The 13100-nt window shown below is 63.1% G+C and carries 14 protein-coding genes and 1 pseudogene; 1 reads left to right on the forward strand and 14 read right to left on the reverse strand.

The window, feature by feature from the left end; translation table 11 throughout:
• Positions 1-148: 148 nt before the first annotated feature.
• From IVA95_RS22545 to IVA95_RS22605, 13 genes and pseudogenes are all read right to left on the reverse strand, one after another.
• A complete protein-coding gene (locus IVA95_RS22545; protein ID WP_247512485.1) occupies positions 149-1207 on the reverse strand; it encodes a YeeE/YedE family protein in 1059 nt (352 codons plus the stop codon).
• 237 nt (positions 1208-1444) lie between these two features.
• A complete protein-coding gene (locus IVA95_RS22550) occupies positions 1445-2491 on the reverse strand; it encodes a zinc-binding alcohol dehydrogenase family protein (RefSeq protein ID WP_247512486.1) in 1047 nt (348 codons plus the stop codon).
• A gap of 51 nt (positions 2492-2542) precedes the next feature.
• Positions 2543-2878: pseudogene (locus tag IVA95_RS22555) on the reverse strand (GIY-YIG nuclease family protein).
• Positions 2879-3009: 131 nt separating this feature from the next.
• On the reverse strand, positions 3010-4341 hold the full coding sequence (gene paaK / locus IVA95_RS22560; RefSeq protein WP_247512487.1) for a phenylacetate--CoA ligase PaaK: 1332 nt from the start codon (positions 4339-4341) through the stop codon (positions 3010-3012).
• Positions 4342-4359: 18 nt separating this feature from the next.
• A complete protein-coding gene (gene paaI / locus IVA95_RS22565; protein WP_247512488.1) occupies positions 4360-4818 on the reverse strand; it encodes a hydroxyphenylacetyl-CoA thioesterase PaaI in 459 nt (152 codons plus the stop codon).
• Positions 4819-5053: 235 nt separating this feature from the next.
• Positions 5054-6133 carry a 1,2-phenylacetyl-CoA epoxidase subunit PaaE gene (gene paaE / locus IVA95_RS22570; protein ID WP_247512489.1) on the reverse strand — a complete coding sequence of 360 codons (1080 nt, stop codon included), beginning with the start codon at positions 6131-6133 and terminating at the stop codon, positions 5054-5056.
• A 133-nt stretch (positions 6134-6266) separates the two neighbouring features.
• Positions 6267-6770 (reverse strand): 1,2-phenylacetyl-CoA epoxidase subunit PaaD, encoded by a 504-nt coding sequence (paaD, locus tag IVA95_RS22575; RefSeq protein ID WP_247512490.1) that lies wholly within the window; start codon positions 6768-6770, stop codon positions 6267-6269.
• Entirely contained in the window at positions 6764-7540 is a 777-nt protein-coding gene (gene paaC, locus IVA95_RS22580) for a 1,2-phenylacetyl-CoA epoxidase subunit PaaC (RefSeq protein WP_247512492.1), read from the reverse strand. The genes paaD and paaC overlap by 7 nt, the downstream gene beginning before the upstream one ends.
• Before the next feature lie 136 nt (positions 7541-7676).
• Positions 7677-7964 (reverse strand): 1,2-phenylacetyl-CoA epoxidase subunit PaaB, encoded by a 288-nt coding sequence (gene paaB, locus IVA95_RS22585; protein WP_057844448.1) that lies wholly within the window; start codon positions 7962-7964, stop codon positions 7677-7679.
• A gap of 10 nt (positions 7965-7974) precedes the next feature.
• Positions 7975-8967 carry a 1,2-phenylacetyl-CoA epoxidase subunit PaaA gene (gene paaA / locus IVA95_RS22590; RefSeq protein WP_247512493.1) on the reverse strand — a complete coding sequence of 331 codons (993 nt, stop codon included), beginning with the start codon at positions 8965-8967 and terminating at the stop codon, positions 7975-7977.
• A 76-nt stretch (positions 8968-9043) separates the two neighbouring features.
• Entirely contained in the window at positions 9044-9913 is an 870-nt protein-coding gene (paaX, locus tag IVA95_RS22595; RefSeq protein WP_247512494.1) for a phenylacetic acid degradation operon negative regulatory protein PaaX, read from the reverse strand.
• Between the two features lie 185 nt (positions 9914-10098).
• Entirely contained in the window at positions 10099-10869 is a 771-nt protein-coding gene (locus IVA95_RS22600; protein ID WP_247512495.1) for an alpha/beta hydrolase, read from the reverse strand.
• A gap of 185 nt (positions 10870-11054) precedes the next feature.
• Positions 11055-12341 (reverse strand): DUF445 family protein, encoded by a 1287-nt coding sequence (locus tag IVA95_RS22605; RefSeq protein ID WP_247512496.1) that lies wholly within the window; start codon positions 12339-12341, stop codon positions 11055-11057.
• Between the two features lie 12 nt (positions 12342-12353).
• On the opposite strand from IVA95_RS22605, the gene IVA95_RS22610 reads away from it, so the two are divergent.
• Entirely contained in the window at positions 12354-12572 is a 219-nt protein-coding gene (locus IVA95_RS22610) for a hypothetical protein (RefSeq protein ID WP_247512497.1), read from the forward strand.
• On the opposite strand, the gene IVA95_RS22615 is transcribed toward IVA95_RS22610, so the two are convergent.
• Positions 12554-13030: a phasin gene (locus IVA95_RS22615; protein WP_213252124.1), complete on the reverse strand. Its 477-nt coding sequence runs from the start codon at positions 13028-13030 to the stop codon at positions 12554-12556. The genes IVA95_RS22610 and IVA95_RS22615 overlap by 19 nt on opposite strands.
• Between the last annotated feature and the right edge of the window lie 70 nt (positions 13031-13100).

A 13100-nucleotide genomic window follows, 5' to 3' on the forward strand; every position in this document is an offset into this window, starting at 1 on the left:
CTTGCGTGAGGCTCTGCCCGGCCCATCCGGGTAACCCTCGCACTCGCATCGAGGGTGAGTCGCCTCCGCATCGGAAGAGGGACATACGGTCTGAGGAGCATCGCTAAGCGATGCGTCTCGAAGCATGAAAGCCCGGGTATCGAAACGCCTAAGCCGCCGCCAATGGCCGAACCCGCAGCGCGCCGCGCAGGCCGGCGGCGGTGCCGACGAGGATGCCGGCGAAGGCAATCAGCGAAGCAAGCGCCAGCGTGGAAAATCCCGTCAGGCCCTGCCCGATCGAGCAGCCGAACGCCATGACGCCACCGATGCCCATCAGCGCGGCACCACTGCCGGAGCGCAGCATGTGGCGCGGTGATTGATAGCCTTCGAGCTGAAAGCGTCCGGTCAACAGCGCCGTCACCAGGCTGCCGGCGAATACGCCGAACACGGTGACGATGCCGAAATTGAGCGTCGAGCCCGTCGACAGCATGACATATTGCAGGGCGTCCGCGATCGGCGCGATGAAGGTGAGCGAGGTGACCGGCGCGGGATTGAAATCATCGGCGCCGAGATGGCCGGTGGCAAACCAGCCTGCCGCCACCAAGAGGCCGACCACGAGACCCGCGGCGATCTGGCCCGGCGACCGCCGGAATGCCGGATGCGCAAAGGCAAAAATGATCAGCGCTGCGGAGATGACCGAGGCGGCCAGCATGCGCGCGGCCGTTGCGCTCAGGCCCGCGGCAGCGAACAAGGCCGGCACCGAGTTCGCCGTGGTCGTGGTCTGCGACGCCCCGACCATTGCGATGCGTGACGGGGCGATCAGGCCCTTCAGCGTCATCTGGGCAAAAATCGCCAGCACGACCACCACCACGAAGGAGCGGAGATTGCCGCGCCCGAGCAGCACCAGCGCGCGCGAGCCGCAGCCGTTCGACAGCACCATGCCGTAGCCGAACAACAGCCCGCCCAAGAACATCACGGGCGCGGAGAACGACGGCTGCAGATAGATCGATTTGCCGAGATCGACGAAGCCGCCCGCGGCCAGCAACTGCGTCATGCCAACCGCGACGCCGATTGCCAACGCGTAGGTGCGCACCAGCCGGCCGTCGCCTTCAGTCCAGAAACCTCTGAGACTGCTGAGCAAGCAAAACCCGCTCAACAATCCGACCGATCCATAGACGAGACCGATCAGCAATCCGCTGATGACGACGATATTGGCACTGTCCAGCACTGGTGTTTCCCTGTTCCCGCGCGGCCGATCCAGCCGTGACCGCTCAAATAGGAAGCCATTTCAGCAGTTGCTAATATGTTGGAAAAATGCGCGCGTCCACGCCGCAACGACGCGAAGAATGAATCGCCCGCCGAAGTCGGCGACGGCGGAATAAAATCATTGCGCGCGGGCGACGTACGGCAGGTTTGTCCCCCACGAAAAAATGGAGGAATCCCGCGCCTCCAGCGAATGCCTGTTTCAAGGCCGCAGGATCACCCGATCGCGCGACGAGCCGGCGACCGCGATGAAGGCCGCGCGAGCCTGCTCCAGCGGATAGATCGCGGCCGGTTTGATCGGGAACGGCTTGAGATGGCCGCTGGCAAAGCCGGGTCCGAGTTCCCGGAGCACCGCGCCGGTCGCGATCGACGACAGGCCGAGCGTGTCGATGCCGACATAGGTGTGTTGGCCGCGATAGAATTCCAGAATATTGAACTGCACGATGCGGTCGATCGCCGCGATCAGGATCTGCCGCCCGCGCACCGCCAGCGATTGGTGTGCGGCCTGGAAATAGGGATCGCCGACCGTGTTGAACACGATGTCGGCGCCCTTGCCGCCGGTGAGTTCGCGCACGCTCGCCGCAACATCGGTGGCGGAAGCGTCGATGACTTCTACCGTTGAGTTGGTGTGGCCTTCGTAGGGCTCGCTCTTGCGCACCACGCCGATCACGCGCGCGCCGTGCCAGCTCGCAATCTGCACCGCCGCCTGCCCGACCTTGCCGTTGACGCCCATAACCAGCACGGTCTCACCCGCTTTCGGGATGCCGGCGCGGTGCAGGCCTTCCATTGCAGTAACGAAGGGCACGCCAATCCCGGCCGCCTCTTCCCATGAAATGCTTTTGGGTTTCTCGACCACGGCGTCGGCTTCGACCACGAGATGCGTGGCATGCGTGCCGTCCCGGCGAATACCGAGATCGCCGGACGAGCCGAACACCTCGCGACCGATCCGGCTGTCCGGCCCATCGATGACAACGCCCGCATAGTCGCGGCCCGGCGTGCGCGGAAACACCGCATAAGGCATCAGCCCGGTCGCGGCCTTCACGTCCGACGGATTGACCGCCGCGGCCTTGATCTCGATCAGCAACTCGTTGTCGGCACGCGACAGCGGGCGCGTTTCGATCAACGGCGCAAGTGAGGCAGCGTCGGCGGCCTTTGCCGGCAGGCGGACGCAGCGGGCCTGGACTGTGAGGCTATCTGGTTTGGCGGCCGGCTTCACCGATATTTCCTGTAGGTGTTGAGATTGACTCATTGGTGATGACCGTAGATCGCAGCCTGCCACCATGAGTATCGGACTGCCGATTTAGTTCAAGGGGCTTTTGTCCCGCGACGGTCGTTCCGAAGGGTGTGGCGATCTACGTTTGGAAAGCTGTCGTAAGGCCGCGAGATCACCTCGCACGAAAGCCTCCTTCTTCGCCCTGCTCCACTTCTTCAGCTTGCGTTCATTCTCTATGGCATCCGTCACTCGATCGAACCATTACGAGAAAACCAGTGTTACCGGCAATCTAGTTGAGGTGTAGCCGCCAAACGTCCCGGCGTTGTGCTGGGCGATCCTCATTTCCAATGCCGTTCGCGTTGTTCCGATGTGGAAGCTGCCATCCGCACATCGGAGAATGTAGAGAAAGGCTCCTTCCGTCACTTCGCATTCTCCGCTCTAATCCCTCATCCTGAGGAGCGGCGCTTGCGCCGCGTCTCGAAGGATGCAGGCCCATCTGTGGTCTCATGGTTCGAGACGGCGCTGGCGCGCCTCCTCACCATGAGGGGATAAAATTATTCTTTCGGCCGCTTGTCGTAAACGCGTTTCGCTTTGCCGAGCGAACGTTCCAGCGTGTTCGGCGCCACAGCCTTGATGCGCGCGGTGATGCCGATGGTGTTCTTGATGAAGAGCGCGACCTTTTCGGCGTGCGCGAGCAGCCCGCTGCCGTCCCAGCTTTCGGGGCGGGCTTCAGCGAGGACGGTCATCTCGTCCATGCGCCCTTCGCGCGTCAGTTCGATGATGAAATGGCCGCCGCACCAGTCGGTCGCAAGCAACGCTTCCTCGATCTGGGTCGGGAATACGTTGACGCCGCGCAGGATGATCATGTCGTCAGAGCGGCCGGTGACCTTCTCCATGCGCCGCATGCCGGACCGCGCCGTTCCCGGCAACAGCCGCGTCAGGTCGCGGGTGCGGTAGCGGATGATCGGAAATCCTTGCTTGGTCAGCGAGGTGAATACCAGCTCGCCCTTCTCGCCTTCGGGCAGTACCGCGGCGCTCTCGGGATCGATCACCTCGGGATAGAAATGATCCTCCCAGATATGCAGGCCGTCCTTGGTCTCCACGCATTCCTGCGCCACGCCGGGACCGATCACTTCCGACAGCCCGTAAATATCGGTCGCATCCATGTCAAAGGCCTGCTCGATCTCCGCACGCATCGCATTGGTCCAGGGCTCAGCGCCGAAGATGCCGAACTTCAACGACGACTGACGCGGTTCGAGGCCCTGCCGTTTGAACTCGTCGAGAATGGCCAGCATGTAGCTCGGCGTCACCGTGATGATATCAGGCTTGAAATCGTTGATCAGTTGCACCTGGCGCTCGGTCATGCCGCCGGAGACCGGCACCACCGTGCAACCCAATTTCTCGGCGCCGTAATGCACACCGAGCCCGCCGGTGAACAGACCGTAACCATAAGCGTTGTGAATGATCATGCCGGTGCGGCCGCCGGCGGCGCGGATCGAGCGCGCCATCACCTCCGACCAGATATCGATATCACCTTGCGTATAGCCGACCACGATCGGCTTGCCCGTGGTGCCCGAGGACGCGTGGACGCGGACCAGCTTTTCGCGCGGCACGGCGAACATGTTAAAGGGGTAATTGTCCCGTAGATCGGTCTTCACCGTGAACGGGAATTTGGCGAGGTCGGAGAGTTGCCTGAAATCGGACGGATGCACGCCGGCCGCGTCAAATGCCTTCTTGTAGTGCGCGACATTATCGTAAGCGTGCTGGAGCGACCAGGCGAGGCGTTTGGTCTGTAACGCCATGATCTCGTCGCGCGAGGCGCGCTCGGCCTCATCCAATTCAGCGCCGTAACCGCTTCCGCTGGATTTCAATCTTGCCATGGCCATGGCGCGTTCCTCTGCTAGCTATTTTTGTTTGGTTTCTTCGTCCGCGGCCGGCAGCCACGTGCCGGCGATGATGCGGGAATGACCGCGGAATTCAGCGATCACGACATCGCCCGACGTGACGCGCACGTCATAGATCCCGGAGCGGCCGTTGCGCGAAATTTCCCGCGCGGTCGCGACCAGCACGTCGCCGAGCTTACCCGGGCGGATGAAGGCGATGTCGCATTGCGCGGCCACCGCGCGCTCGTTGCGGGAGTTGCAGGCAAAGGCGAAGGTGGAATCGGCGAGGAGAAAAATGAAGCCGCCATGGGCGATGCGCTGACCGTTGACCATGTGCGGCTGCACCGTCATCGTCAGCGTCGCCTGCCCTGGCCTGACCTCGACAATTTTCATGCCGAGGCCCTTGCTCGCGTCGTCTTCCTTCCACATCGCCTCCGCGCAGGCGCGGGCGATCTCGTCGGGCGAAAGCGCGGCGTTCATAGCGGTGTGCCCGCTCGGCGAGACGGATCCATGACGTTCTCTCCCTTGTGCGCGCGGGCCTGTTTGGCCTCTTTCCGTAGTCTATTAGTGTTTGGGGTCAAGGAGCCCGCACCTCAACCACCTCTGTCATTCCGGGATGGTGCGTAAGCACCAAACCCGGAAATCTCGAGATTCTCCGATGTGCAATTGCACATCGTAGTTCGATGCTGCGCATCGCCCCGGAATGACATCGTCGCTAGACATGATCATAATCCACTACGACCCTGTCCGAGCACGGCCGCGCCTGGCAGGTCAGGACATATCCCGCCTTCAGTTCCCACGGCTCCAGCGAATAATTGACTTCCATTTGCGCCTCACCCTCGACCAGCTTGGCGCGGCAGGTCGAGCACATGCCGCCCTTGCAGGCGAACGGCAGATCCATGCCGGCGCGCAACGCGGCGTCGAGGATGGCTTCTCCTTCGGCGACCGGCACCTCGCGGCGCTTGCCGTCGATGATCAGCGAGGCGATCGCCTTGGGCGGCGCGGACGCTTCAACAACCTTCTTCGCGCGCGGCTTGCCGCCAAACTCCGAGACGAAGCGCTCGACGTGGATGCGATCCTCCGCAATGCCGATCTCGCGGCAGGTCGCCTCGATATCCTCGCTCATGCCGGCGGGACCGCAAATGAAGACGTGGTCGACTTGTGAGGCCGGCACCAGCGAGCGCAGCAGCACGCGCACCTTTGCGCCATCGAGCCGGCCATGCAGGATCGGGATATCCTGCTCCTCGCCCGAAATAACGTGGAATAGCGACAACCGCTGCATGAAGCGGTCCTTCAATTCCTCCAGTTCTTCGAGGAACAGCATGCTTGACGTCGTGCGGTTGCCGTAAAACAGGAAGAACCGGCTGTTCGGCTCGCGGGCCAGCACGCCCTTGACGATCGACAGGATCGGCGTGATGCCGCTTCCCGCGGCAAAGCCGACATAGACCCGGGCCTCCTCCGGCGCATGAGCGATACCAAAACGGCCGGTCGGCGTCATCACGTCGAGCTCGTCGCCGGCCTTTAGTTCCTCCGCTGCCCAGTTCGAAAACGCGCCGCCATCGACCTTCTTCACCGCGATGCGCAGCTCGCCATCGTCAGGCCCGGAGCAGATCGAATAGGAGCGGCGCACTTCCTCGCCGTCCATCGTGGTGCGCAAAGTAAGGTATTGTCCCGGCGTAAAACTGTAGTCGCCTTCCAGCTCCTTCGGAAGCGCAAACGACATCGATACTGCATCCGCAGCCTCGCGACGGAGGTCGCTGACGGCAAGACGATGGAAACGCGGCGCGTGGGACATCAGCTATTCTCCGCGTCATTGCGAGGAGCAAAGCGACGAAGCAATCCACCTCTCGCCACGTGGTGGGATGGATTGCTTCGCTTCGCTCGCAATGACGGTACTCCCTCTCGAACTGCATTGATTACGGACATGGTCAATGACACTTGAAATAATCAAACGGCTCGCGGCAGGCCTTGCAACGCCACAGCGCCTTGCAGGAGGTCGAGCCGAATTCGGACAGCAGCTCGGTGTTTTGCGAGCCGCATTGTGGACAGGCGACCTGCTGCTCGCCGAACAGCGCGCGGCGCGAGCTGGAGGCCTGCGGCGGCGCGATACCGTATGCCCTGAGCTTGTTGCGGCCGTCCTCGCTCATCCAGTCCGTCGTCCAGGCCGGCGACAGCACGGTGCGGATGGTCGGCCGCGGCATGCCGGCGCGTTCCAGCGCCAGCTCGATCTCGAGCGCGATCATGTTCATCGCGGGGCAGCCAGAGTAAGTGGGCGTGATCGCGACCTCGACGCGGCCGTCATGGACTTCGACCTCGCGCAGCACGCCGAGATCGGCGATGGTGAGCACGGGTATCTCGGGATCGACCACCTGTGAAGCGGCCTCCCAGGCGCGGCGGCGCAGATCGGTATCGCTGAGAACAGCCGTTACCATGTCGCACCCGGGAACGTGCGCTGCATCGATTGCAGCTCGCTGAGGAGATGGCCGAGATGCTCGCTGTGCCGGCCGCTGCGGCCGCCCTGCTGCATCCAGTTATTATCAGGCAAGACAAGCGTTGCCTCACCAACGACGCCGGTGATCGTCTTCAGCCATTGCGGACGCAGCGGCGCCGGATCGACCGCGATGCCGGCATCGATCAGGCCGCGCTCGCTGTCGTCGACCGAAAACATCTCGCCGGTAAAGGCCCAGAGTTCGTCGATCGCAGCTTGCACGCGGCGATGGCTTTCCTCGGTACCGTCGCCGAGACGGATGATCCATTCCGAGGAATGCCGGACGTGATAGGCGCTTTCCTTTTCCGACTTGGCCGCGATCGCCGCCAGCATCGCATCGCTGGAGCGCATCATCGCGCGCCAGTAGAGGTCCGCAAAGGTGGCGTAGAAGAACTGCCGAACCATCGTGCGGGCAAAATCGCCGTTCGGCTGCTCCAGCAGCAGCAGATTGCGGTACTGCCTGACGTCGCGCAAATAGGCGAACTTGTCCTCGTCGTTGCCTTTGCCCTCGACCTTGGCCGCGTAGGTATAGAGCTCGCGCGCCTGGCCGAGCAGATCGAGGCCCATATTGGCGAGCGCCATGTCCTCTTCCAGCATCGGCGCGTGGCCGCACCATTCCGACAGCCGGTGGCCGAGGATCAGCGCGTCATCAGCACGGCGCAGGATGTAGAGCACCAGCGGCGTTTCGGAGACCTGGATGTTGGCTGCGGACATGTTCTCTAAATCCACCTGTATCCACTTGCTCAAACCTCATCCTGAGGAGCGCCGAAGGCGCGTCTCGAAGGATGGGCCGCGGGCCTCATGGTTCGAGACGCGCGTTCCGCGCTCCTCACCATGAGGGGTGAGAGATTCACATATGCCCGACTTCGTCGGGCACGTCGTAAAACGTCGGGTGCCGGTAGATCTTCGACTCCGCCGGCTCGAACATCATGCCTTTCTCGGATGGATCGGACGCCGTGATGGCGCTCGACGGCACCACCCAGATCGAAAGCCCCTCGCCGCGGCGGGTGTAGATATCGCGGGCGGCCTGCAGCGCCAGCGTCGCGTCGGTGGCGTGCAGCGAGCCGACGTGCTTGTGCGCCAGCCCGTTGCGGCTGCGGATGAAGACTTCCCAGAGCGGAATGTTCGGCGTTGCCATCGCGTCTCTCCTATTCGGCCGCCTGCAGCGTCGACCGCTGCCGTTGCTTCTCGGCATAGGCCATCGCCGCTTCGCGTACCCAGGCGCCATCCTCATGCGCCTTGCGCCGCGCCGCCAGACGGTCGCGGTTGCACGGCCCGTTGCCGGCCAGCACGTGCTTGAACTCTTCCCAGTCGATCGCGCTGTATTCCCAATTACCGTTGGTGTTCTGCTTCATGCCGGGATCGGGAATCGTCAACCCGAGGAACTGCGCCTGCGGCACGGTGGCGTCGACGAATTTCTGCCGCAGCTCGTCATTGGAGAAGCGCTTGATCTTCCACTTGGTCGAGGTATCGCTGTGCTGGCTGACCTGGTCGGGTGGGCCGAACATCATCAAGACCGGCCACCACCAGCGATTCAGCGCGTCCTGCGCCATCGCCTTCTGCTCGTCGGTGCCGCGGCACAGCGTCAGCATGATCTCAAAGCCCTGGCGCTGATGAAATGATTCCTCCTTGCAGACGCGGATCATCGCGCGCGCATAGGGACCATAGGAGCAGCGGCACAGCGGGATCTGGTTCATGATCGCTGCACCATCGACCAGCCAGCCGATGGTGCCGATATCAGCCCAGGTCAGCGTCGGATAGTTGAAGATCGAGGAATACTTTGCCTTGCCCGCCAGCATCAGGTCGACGAGCTCTTCGCGGGAAGAGCCGAGCGTTTCGGCGGCGGCGTAGAGATAAAGCCCGTGGCCGCATTCGTCCTGCACCTTAGCAAGCAGCGCCGCCTTGCGGCGCAAGGATGGCGCGCGGGTGATCCAGTTGCCTTCGGGGAGCATGCCGACGATTTCGGAATGCGCGTGCTGTGAAATCTGCCGCGTCAGCGTCTTGCGGTAGGCGGCCGGCATCCAATCGTTGGGCTCGATGCGCTCATCGGCATCGATGCGCGCCTGAAACTGCGCGGCCCGCCTAGCGTCCTCAATGTGGCGGTCTTCGCCGTCGGACGTATTGAGCGCCTGCGTGTACATGGGCGGACCTCCCGGAATTTGTTAGGAGGAAATATATAACACAAATCCAGATGTGCAATAGATTTCTGTAACATTTCTACGGCCCGTCGAATCGCCTCGAAAGTTCCCCGCCTGGCCTTGGCAGGGGCCCGTTTTCGTTGGTCGCATGGCGGTCAAGCCATTGTTCTGACGCGGGAAGTACCGCCCGGTAGATCTCGCCGCACAGCGCGCGCGCAGCCCTGCCCGGCCAGTCCGCGGGCAATAACGCGGTCGGCAGTAACGGGTCGCGCAGCACCACGCGCCGGTAATGGTGGATCAGCAGGATCCGCGCGGTGAAGGCCTCGGCCTCGGTCAGCCGCTCGCCGCGGCCGATCCAGCCGTGCAGCGGCTCGAAGGTCTTCATGAACTTCTGATAGGCGTCGGCGGTACGATCCAGCGGCCAGCTCTCGCTGAGCAGGCGTCGTCCGCTATCGTCCTCGGCGGATACCTCGAGGCGAATGGCACCGCCGGCTTCCGCCGGCACCGGCACGCCCGACGGCGCGACCCACACGCCCGGCAGCGGACTGCCGAAGCCGGCGTTCTTCAGCGCCTCGCGCGCGGCGTCGCGATCCCCACCATTGCCGATCAGCAGCAACTCAAACCGTCCGGTCCAGTCGGAGGCCGGCGGGCCGTAGATGTGCCTGGTTGCGATATCGAAGGTCTGCCGTTCGCCCTGGACCAGGCGATAAAAACTGTTGCGGCCAACTTTAACGCGCTCGAACCAGCCGTCGGCGGTCAGCCGCGACATCGCGGTGCGCACCACGCTGGCATCAATGTCGAGTTGCGCAAAAAATTCGAGCAGCGTGCCAAGCCAGACCGAACCGCCACGCGGCACAATCGCATCGCCGAATACGGTGATGACGATCGAACCCGTGCGCGACGGTTCGCGTTTCAACTGCTGGATGATGCGGGCAAGCGGCGGCGGCATGCGTCAAGGCATAGCGCGTTTTGTAGGAGAGCGACAACGGAGAGAGCGGGGCTTTCATCCTTCGAGAGGCGGCCAAGGGGCCGCTCCTCAGGATGAGGTCTTAGACCCTCATGGTGAGGAGCGCGGCAACGCCGCGCGTCTCGAACCATGAGGCCGTGAAACACGCAGATAGGATCTGCGCCAGCTCAGCGATGCGGATTCGGATAAACCACGCTGCGCCAGCCGCTACGATCGAACGGTGCCCACTCGCCCTCCGGCTGCGCCAGGCGATCCGCCACTGCGTACACGACCGCTGGGTGATGGCCCATGCCGCAGTGGCTGCTTTCGACCTCGATGCTCTCTGATGTCGCCGATGTCTTCTCCATGCAGCCCTGCCAGGCGCAGACACCGTCGGTGCGGCTGAAGATCGCGGTGGTCGGCACCGGTGGCGTGCCTGCAAGTGATCCGCCGAAACGCGCGTCCTCCTCGTCGGCGCGGCGGCCGCTCGCCATTTCGTAGACGCGCCAGGCGTTGGTCGCCTTCGGTCCCGACGCAAACGGACTGCCCAGCGTGATAACCGAGCGCACGCGCTCCGGCATCATCTTGGCAAGCTGACGCGCGTAGAGACCGCCGAGGCTCCAGCCGACCAGCGAGACCTTGCGACCGTGCGTGTCGTTCAACTCCTGCACCAGATCAACCATGGCGTTCTGCACGCCGTGCCGTAGGCCGAGGTTGCGCCCTTGGCGCCAGCCACTGACGGCATAGCCGCGCGTGCGCAGGAAGCTACGCAGCGGCCGTGTCGAGGTGTCGGATGCAATAAGGCCGGGCAACACCAGCACCGGATGCCCGTCGCCGCGCGGCGCCAGGCTCAGCAGCGGCAAGGCGCCGAGAAACGCGCCGAGCTCGTGAATGGCGCGCCCCTCCAAAAGCATCAGGGTTCTGGACGGCGGGGAAAGCGTCTGCGCAGCAACGGACATCATATCTCCTCGGGCTCGGCCCCTTACGTCGCGGCAGCCGGCCACTGGTTCAGCTAAGTAGATGCAACCTGGTAGAATCGTTCGCAGTGCAACATTGTTCCTAAAAAAGCTAAGGAACCGGTTTTAGTCTTGCAAGCGGCCCAGATCACATCCGGGATAACGAAAGCGTTGACGTGATCAATTAGTCACAGCAGCCGCAGCAGGTATTCGAGGGTGTACAGCGCCAATCCTGCAAGCCCGCCGATCAGCGAACCGTTGAAGCGGATGTATTGCAGGTCGCGGCCGATGTTGATCTCGATTAGCGAGATCAATTGCCCCATGTCCCAGGATTTCACCTGATCGGAAATGAAGGTCGAGACGCCGCTCTTCTGTTCGGCGATAACAGTTCGGAGCACGGTCACGAGCCCCTGATTGATCTCGGTGCGCAGCTCGGCATCGCCGGCCAGCGCCTCGCCCGCCTTCACGAACATGCGCACCAGATATTGCTCCAACACCTGGGTCTCGCCCGACGCGCTACGCTCGAAAAAGGAGCGCGCGTTCGCCCAGATGTGGCGTGCAAGTCCGGCGAGTTCGGGACGCGCCAGGAGATCGCGTTTCAGACCTTGTATACGTTCGGCATAGCTTGGATCGGTACCGAGCCGATCAACAAACGTCAGCACCATGCGATCGAACTCGCCGCGGAATGGATGCGCGGGATCGTTGCGGACTTCCTCGAAAAAGGCGGTCGCGGAAGCCACGATCTTGTTCACCAGGAACTTGTCGGCGCGATAGAGCTTCAGCAGCGTCGGCAACTCGGCGCGGATCTTTTCGCGGATCATCGCCATGGTTTCGGCCTGCGTCATCGTCTGATGCACCGCGCGCAGGATGTCATCGAGCAGGCCTGAATGCCGCCCCTCCTTCACGAAGGCGCGCAGCGTTCCGGCCGCGAGCGGCGCGAGATCGATCGCCATCAGTTGCGCGGTGATGCGGCGGCTGACGAACGTCATCAGCCCGGAGGTCTCTGTCGCTGCCACCGCTTCGGGTAGCAGCCGCAGCGCAAAGCGTGCGAGATCCTCGCTGCGCTTGTGATCGCGCAGCCAGTCGGCGATGAAGGCGCCGAAATCGATCTGCCGCAGCTTGGCTTCGACGGGAGCCGCTTCCAGGAAATGCTTCTCGATGAATTCGCCGAGCTTGTCGGCGATACGATGCTGGTTGCTCTGGATGATCGCGGTGTGCGGGATCGGCAGTCCCAACGGCCGCTTGAACAGCGCCACCACTGCATACCAATCCGCGAGGCCGCCGATGGTGGCAGCTTCCGCAAACGCCGCGATGAAGCCGAAGACCGGGTGCAGCGGCAGCAGCGTCCGTGCGGCGAGGAAGATCGCAAACGTCGCCGCCAGCACCGACGTTGCCAGCAATTTTACGCGCCGCAACTCGGCGGCGCGCGCGGCGTCGCCGGGGCTGTCGATGACAAAGGTGGCGGGAAGCGTCATGGTGGCTTTCGAATGAACGACGACCCTCATCCTGAGGAGCGGCGTCTTCGCCGCGTCTCGAAGGATGCAGGCCCCATCGTGGCCTCATGGTTCGAGACGGCGCAAGAGCGCCTCCTCACCATGAGGTTTGGATGGATCTATGCGGACACCCCACAAAAAGAAGGCCCGCAAAAGCGGGCCTTCGAAAACGGCAGTTGTCAGCTAGATCGCGATCAGGCGGTCTTGGAGTAGACCTTGGCAAAATTGTCCTGCGCGGTCTTGGCGCTGTCGGCGACCAGCTGGCCGAGATATTCGGTGGTGGCCTTCGCCCGCGAGACGAGCACTTCGCCGCGCGCACGGACCATGTCCGACTGGATCTGGGCAGCTTCGCTCAGCGACTTGGCCGAAGCGAGCTTGTCGATGCCGGCGAAGAACGCTTCCGCGTCCTGATAGAGCGCCTGCTGGATGTTGCGGCTGATCTTGGCGGCCTCGGAAACCGAACCGGCAACGGCGGTCTCGATCGCAGCGGTCGCCTTCTCCGAACCGGCGTAAAAGTCGGCAGCGCGCTCCTTGGCGGTCTCGGTCTGCTTCTTCACGAACTCACGGGCGGCTTCCGGAACTTCCAGGTTCTGGAGTTTCGTGAACGCCTCGGTGACGGGCGCAAAGGCTTCCTTGACGGTGTTCAGCACGGAATTGGTTTCGGTGGTCATTGGGGTCTCTCCATCCTCGGTTTGAGCTATGGGCTCACCCCGTCCGGATTGGCCCGGGGCACCCGTGTTG

This window comes from Bradyrhizobium sp. 157 (assembly GCF_023073815.1).
GTDB lineage: Bacteria > Pseudomonadota > Alphaproteobacteria > Rhizobiales > Xanthobacteraceae > Bradyrhizobium.